The following is a 6,362-nucleotide window of genomic DNA, read 5'->3' as shown; positions in this document are numbered from 1 at the left end:
CTACGTTAGATATTTTGTAATTAGAGCCACTAGTTACTGCAATATCTGCCTTGATAACAACGATTTTTCCAGTGCAATTACTTTATCAACGACTTATCCAGATTGGTATTAAAAGCAAAAAGGGAAGCCGAAGCTTCCCTTTGTTATAGATTTAATGGTTCGTATTAGTTGTTACGAATCCACTCATCCATGTCTGATTTCAGGTTGTCAGACTTAGTACCGAAGATAGCCTGAACACCACCACCAGCAACAACCACACCGGCTGCGCCTAGTTTCTTCAAGCGATCTTGGTCAACATTATCAACGCTTGCTACAGCAACACGTAGACGAGTGATACATGCGTCAAGGCCTGTGATGTTGTCTTTACCACCGAATGCCATCACTAGATCTTTCGCTAGCTCAGAGCCTTCAGCTGCAACGCCTTCGCCTGCATCTTCTTCTTCACGACCTGGTGTTTTCAGGTCAAGCTTGGTGATTACAGCGCGGAATACTACGTAGTAGATTGCAGCGTAAATTAGACCAACACCAATCATTAGACCCATCTTCTGTGCGTTACCAGACAGAACTAGGAAGTCGATTAGACCGTGTGAGAAAGAAGTACCGTGTACAAAACCAAGGGTGTTTGCAACAACGTATGCAGAACCTGCTAGTAGAGCGTGGATTCCGTACAGTACTGGAGCAACAAATAGGAAAGCGAATTCGATTGGTTCAGTAATACCTGTTAGGAACGACGTTAGTGCAGCAGAAACCATGATACCCATTACTTTTGCACGGTTTTCAGGCTTAGCACACTGAGCAATAGCAATAGCTGCAGCTGGTAGACCGAACATCTTAAACATGTAACCGCCTGCTAGCTGACCGAAGCCATTACCAGCAATACGAGATGCTTCATCAGCAACAAGGTAACAAGTAAGAACACCGTTCTGTGTTTCGCCAGCAGCGTTAATACAAGAACCTGCTTCGAAGAAGAAAGGTACGTTCCAAACGTGGTGTAGACCAAATGGGATCAGAGAACGCTCAACAATACCGTAGATACCGAATGCTACTGTTGGGTTCTGGTGAGCAGCCCACTCAGAGAACGCTGCAATTGCACCGCCAACTGGTGGCCAAATGATCGATAGTAGAATCGCAAGACCAATTGAACAGAAACCTGTCATGATTGGTACAAAACGCTTACCAGCAAAGAAACCTAGGTATTCCGGAAGTTGGATACGGAAGAAACGGTTAAATGCCCAAGCAGCAACACCACCGACAAGGATACCACCAAGTACACCTGTGTCGATTGCTTCGACGCCCATAACGCTAGCCATAACACCTAGCGTCGCCGCCATAATGCCGTAACCAACGATAGCAGCAAGACCTGCTACACCATCATTGTTAGTGAAACCTAGTGCTACACCTACTGCAAATAGTAGTGGCATTTGGCCGAATACAGAACCACCAGCGGATTCCATGGTTTGTGAAACAACTTCTGGTAGCCAACTAAAATTAGCGGCACCAACGCCTAACAGAATACCAGCAACCGGTAGTACTGATACTGGAAGCATCAGCGACTTACCAACTTTTTGCAGGTTTGCAAAAAGGTTCTTGAACATAATGTGCTCCTGAGTGAGTGTTTTATTTAGATTTTCAGTTTTATCAGCGGCCTACCCCCGTAGCCATCTGCCGATAAGACCATCATTTTTAATACAGGTTAAGTATAAAATGTAGTGTTAAATATAACTTGATAACCATCAAAATTACCAATAGGTCATGAAATATAATTTCAAAACTCAATATAGATCACAGTTGAAATTTCGACTACCAAAGAGACAAAATAATCATAAGACAATGAAAAATATAAATAATAAATCATTAATGCACACTTACAACGACCTGTAATTATCTTTCAGTAATGTAAGCTGTGTTACTTTACGTTACGAAGTTAACTATCAACTTTTCTTGGTGTTTTTTGATGCTATTTGCAGGATTAATTTAAACATCTTGAATAGTGAATAATTAAAAGACAAATAGTATAAAAAAAAGGAGCCTTAGCTCCTTTTTTCCTCCTACTCGACCTCAACTTCGTTTTGCGTGCGAAAAAAGGGTAAAGAAGTTGTCAGTGGTTACCCGTTCGACTTCTTCGACCGACACCCCTTTCAACAGGCCAATATGTTCTGCAACTTCACGTACATAAGCTGGCTGGTTCTGTTTACCACGGTAAGGGATCGGGGCAAGATACGGTGAATCGGTTTCGACCAGTAGGCGCTCCAATGGCAACTGGCTAACCACATGCTTGAGTTCCGACGCTTTGTTGAAAGTAACAATACCCGAGATAGAAATATAGAAACCTAACTCGATAGCAGCCTGTGCCATTTCAAGGCTCTCGGTAAAACAATGCAGCACACCGCCACACTTTTCGGCGCCTTCTTCGCGCAAGATCTGCAAAGTATCTTCACGCGCCATGCGGGTATGAATAATAAGAGGCTTATTGAGTTCAACCGCCAAACGCACATGCTGGCGGAAAATCTCTTTTTGCTGCTCGGCAAGCTCCGGTTGATAATGGTAATCAAGGCCGGTTTCACCGATGGCAACGACACGATCATGTCGAGCAAATTCTTTCAGCGTATCGAAATCAAAGCCTTCTTCAATATCCAAGGGATGGACACCGCATGAAGCAAATACATTGTCATGCGGTGCAATCATCTCCATCATAGTCGGAAAGCTTTTCAGCGTTACACCAACCGACAGGCAGTAATCAATGCCACGGGCTTTTGCCTTGGCCAACACATCATCAATCCCTGTATGAAGTTGCTCGTAATCTAATTTATCCAGGTGACAATGCGAATCAACTAGCACGTTTCTTTCCTCAGTATTCTGTACATTAACGGAGCCTCGTTCATTGAGGCACTATGGGTGGTTCATGAAACCTATTAACCACTCGACAATCAACAGCTCTGCATTCAGCCCCGGATGACGTTCCAGCTTCTGATATAGGCTGTTGGCCTCTCTGATTTGCTCAAGCAAGGTCATGGGTGCAATAACCGCTGCAGCCTGCTCAACCAAAGGCAGTGACTCACTATGGACCAAGTGCGTCGTCACGCCTTGTTGCCACTTCATGCAATCGACAAGGAAGTAGCTCAACCACTTGAGACTGTTGTGGCCTTCTTTGGTACATAACCCAGCAACATCATATAAGCCGAAATTCGGCGGCCGCAAAAAATCACCAAAAACAGCCAATAATTTGGTGTAACGAATATCTTGGCCCTGCTCAATGAACTGCTGGGTTGCGATCGGTGCGGAACCATTAAGCCTGACCGTTTCCAACTTGATACTTTGCATCAACTGCTTTTCCACCCAGCGCTTGGTTTCCTGCTCTTGTGGCATCGCCAACCGCCACTTGTTACAGCGACTGTTGATAGTCGGCAGCAAGTTATCCAGTGACGACGCCAACAAGACAAACTGGCAGCCGGACGGTGGCTCTTCCAAGGTTTTCAGCAACGCATTTGCCGCCGCTTCTCCCATGCTATCCGCACCATCAATCAGAAGTATGCGCTCACCACCAAGCTGTGAGGTTTCAACAGCCCAACGGTTACATTGCCTGATCGCATCAACCCCGATCTGCTTACCATCTTGCACAGGGGCTATTACGTGAAAATCAGGGTGGGTGCCAGCGTCAAACAACTTACAACTATGGCATACTCCACAAGGCTCACCACCAGCACCTGCAGCCCCGTTCTGACACAGCACGGTTTTTGCCAGGTGCCTAGCGAGCGCTTCTCGTCCGCTGCCATGAGGCGCCACAAGAAGAATAGCATGATGCATCCGCCCCTGAACCAGCAGCTGTTGCCAACCTTGCCATAGATTTTCCTGCCACGGATATAGCATGTTACTGCTGCTCCAACCAGTGTTTAACCGCACCGCGAATATCAGCCGTTACATCTTCTAGCGACTGACTCGCGTCAATAATGACAACACTTGAATCGGCTTTAGACAATTCCAAAAAACGTGCTCGAGCACGGTGGAAAAAATCGATATTCATTTTTTCGATACGATCCAACTCACCTCGGCCACGGGCACGCTCAAGGCCTAGCACCGGATCGATATCCATATAGATCGTAAAATCAGGACGAAAGTCACCCAGTACTGTATCGCGAAGCCGCTCCATTACCGCACGGTCGAAACCACGGCCACCACCTTGGTAGGCTTGAGAAGACATATCATGACGATCACCGACCACCCAACGTCCTTGGTTCAAGGCAGGCTTGATGACGTTTTCAACCAGCTGCGAGCGAGCAGCGTAAAGCAGTAACAGTTCAGCCATGTCTGTCAAAGGTTCGTCAGGGTGGCCTTCCTTAACCAAGGCACGCATTTGCTCGGCCAGCGGTGTACCGCCCGGTTCGCGGGTCGACGTAAACTCTTCGATCCCCTGCTCAGCCAACACTTGAGTTACTTGCTGGATGGCAGTGCTTTTCCCTGCGCCTTCCAGCCCTTCAATTACGATAAATTTACCAGTCATTATTGTTGTCTTAGTATTCTTAAATATTCACGTACAGCACGGTTATGTTCTGTCAGTGTTCTCGAAAATTTATGGCCGCCTTTGCCATCAGCCACAAAGTAGTAATAAATGCTGTCATCCGGGTTGACCGCGGCGAGAACCGATGCCTCGCTTGGCATTGCAATCGGCGTCGGCGGCAGGCCGAAAATGGTATAGGTGTTATATGGTGTCGGTGTTTGCAGATCGCGTTTGCGGATCCTGCCTTCGTACTTATCACCCATACCGTAGATCACGGTTGGATCCGTCTGTAAGCGCATACCTTTATGCAGACGGTTCATAAATACCGATGACACCAAGCCGCGTTCGTTATCCACCGCCGTTTCTTTCTCGATGATTGATGCCATAATCAGGGCTTCGTACGGGGTTTTCAGTGGAATTTCAGCATCACGCTCATCCCATGCCGTGCCCAACAGGTTCTGCATGTCACTGTAAGCGCGGCGAAGCAGTTCCAAATCTGACGTACCAGCTGTGTAATGGTAGGTTTCAGGCAGCAGGTAGCCTTCCAGCTTTTCGACATCGGCACCCAGAGCTTGAGCAATTTCCGCTTCGCTCATCCCGTCTGTTGCATGGGTCACGTGCGGGGCTTGTTGGAGCAGTGCCAACCAGTCAACAAAGCGCTCACCTTCAACCAACGTGATGGCAAACTGGTGTTCACGGCCAGAGGCAACCAGCGCCAATACGTCCTTTAGCGTCATCGCCGGGGTCACTTGGTACGTACCCGACTTCAGGTTTGCCAGTTGCGGTTCTAGCCTTGGGATCCATCGCGTCCATGGCGACTCTACTATGATGTCTTGGCTAGCCAACTGATTGAGCAATCCGCGGTATGATGTCCCGGCCCTTACCGTCAATAAGACTTCTTGTTGGTTTTCCACTTGTACATCAAGTGATGACTTCACTTGCTGATACGACCAACCCAGTCCACCGGCAGCCGCCAGGCCCAGCAGGATTACAGCAATCGCCAATTTCTTTAGCACGAATACAACCTCTTGTTCAGCTCATTCAGCAAGGTCTGCTGAGTGAATGTTATTCCATTTATTTCATTTACTGGCACTAACGCCATAAGGGCATTAGTAATAAAGACTTCATCAGCACAAAGCAAGCAATCGAGAGTCGAATTGACAATTTCTAAACAATAATCCAGTTCGGTTACCAACTGAAATATATGCCGCCGCATTACCCCCCTCACACCGGACAATTGTAGGCTTGGAGTGTATAACGTATTCCCCCGGCGCCAAAAGATGTTCGAAGCGATGGACTCCACCACGTTACCGACAACATCCAGTACCACGGCATCCAACCACTGGTGCTGCTCGGCTTCCCGCTTCAGCAGCACTTGCTCAAGGCGATTGAGGTGCTTGTATCCGGCCAGCATCGGTGAATGTGACAAACGTTGCTGGCACACCCCTAAGGTAATACCGTCTTGTTGCCACTGCAGGTAATGTTCGGGCCAAGCAAACTCCGACACTACCACCTGCGTATCGCTGCAACCGGAAGCACTGTACCCCCGGCCACCGCTCCCACGGCTGATCAGTACCTTGAGCCCACCTTTGTCAGGGTAACGAGTAGCAAGCTTACTGACAGTTGTCGCTAATTCATCCCAGTTCGGCTCGGCTATATCCAGTAGCGAGAGCGTTTCTTTTAAACGCTCAAGGTGAAAAGGCCAAAGCCGGATCTCACCACTTTCTACCAGCATAGTCGTAAAACACCCATCGCCGTACTGCATGGCTCTGTCGGTCACTGTTATCTGGTTGTCAGGTTTTCCGTTGATCAGGATCATCTTGCTTCCTGCTCGATATTTTCAAAAGATAGATAAAAAAACGGCCCG

6 protein-coding genes are annotated in these 6,362 nt (G+C 47.6%); all 6 read right to left on the bottom strand.

The features are described 5' to 3' along the window. Positions 1-164: 164 nt before the first annotated feature. The 6 genes from ptsG to pabC all read right to left on the bottom strand — a co-directional run bounded on the left by ptsG (position 165) and on the right by pabC (position 6,314). Positions 165-1,595: a PTS glucose transporter subunit IIBC gene (gene ptsG, locus NHN17_RS06835; protein ID WP_255041438.1), complete on the bottom strand. Its 1,431-nt coding sequence runs from the start codon at positions 1,593-1,595 to the stop codon at positions 165-167. Positions 1,596-2,058: 463 nt separating this feature from the next. After that, a complete protein-coding gene (locus NHN17_RS06830; RefSeq protein ID WP_255041437.1) occupies positions 2,059-2,838 on the bottom strand; it encodes a TatD family hydrolase in 780 nt (259 codons plus the stop codon). Between the two features lie 51 nt (positions 2,839-2,889). Beyond that, positions 2,890-3,867, bottom strand: a complete 978-nt coding sequence (gene holB / locus NHN17_RS06825; protein ID WP_255041436.1) for a DNA polymerase III subunit delta' — start codon at positions 3,865-3,867, stop codon at positions 2,890-2,892. A 1-nt stretch (position 3,868) separates the two neighbouring features. Further along, on the bottom strand, positions 3,869-4,498 hold the full coding sequence (tmk, locus tag NHN17_RS06820) for a dTMP kinase (protein ID WP_255041435.1): 630 nt from the start codon (positions 4,496-4,498) through the stop codon (positions 3,869-3,871). After that, positions 4,498-5,511 carry an endolytic transglycosylase MltG gene (mltG, locus tag NHN17_RS06815; protein WP_255041434.1) on the bottom strand — a complete coding sequence of 338 codons (1,014 nt, stop codon included), beginning with the start codon at positions 5,509-5,511 and terminating at the stop codon, positions 4,498-4,500. The genes tmk and mltG overlap by 1 nt, the downstream gene beginning before the upstream one ends. Continuing rightward, on the bottom strand, positions 5,505-6,314 hold the full coding sequence (gene pabC, locus NHN17_RS06810) for an aminodeoxychorismate lyase (protein WP_255041433.1): 810 nt from the start codon (positions 6,312-6,314) through the stop codon (positions 5,505-5,507). The genes mltG and pabC overlap by 7 nt, the downstream gene beginning before the upstream one ends. Between the last annotated feature and the right edge of the window lie 48 nt (positions 6,315-6,362).

It is taken from the genome of Photobacterium pectinilyticum (assembly GCF_024357955.1).
GTDB lineage: Bacteria > Pseudomonadota > Gammaproteobacteria > Enterobacterales > Vibrionaceae > Photobacterium > Photobacterium pectinilyticum.
This window is presented reverse-complemented; position numbering and strand designations above follow the sequence as displayed.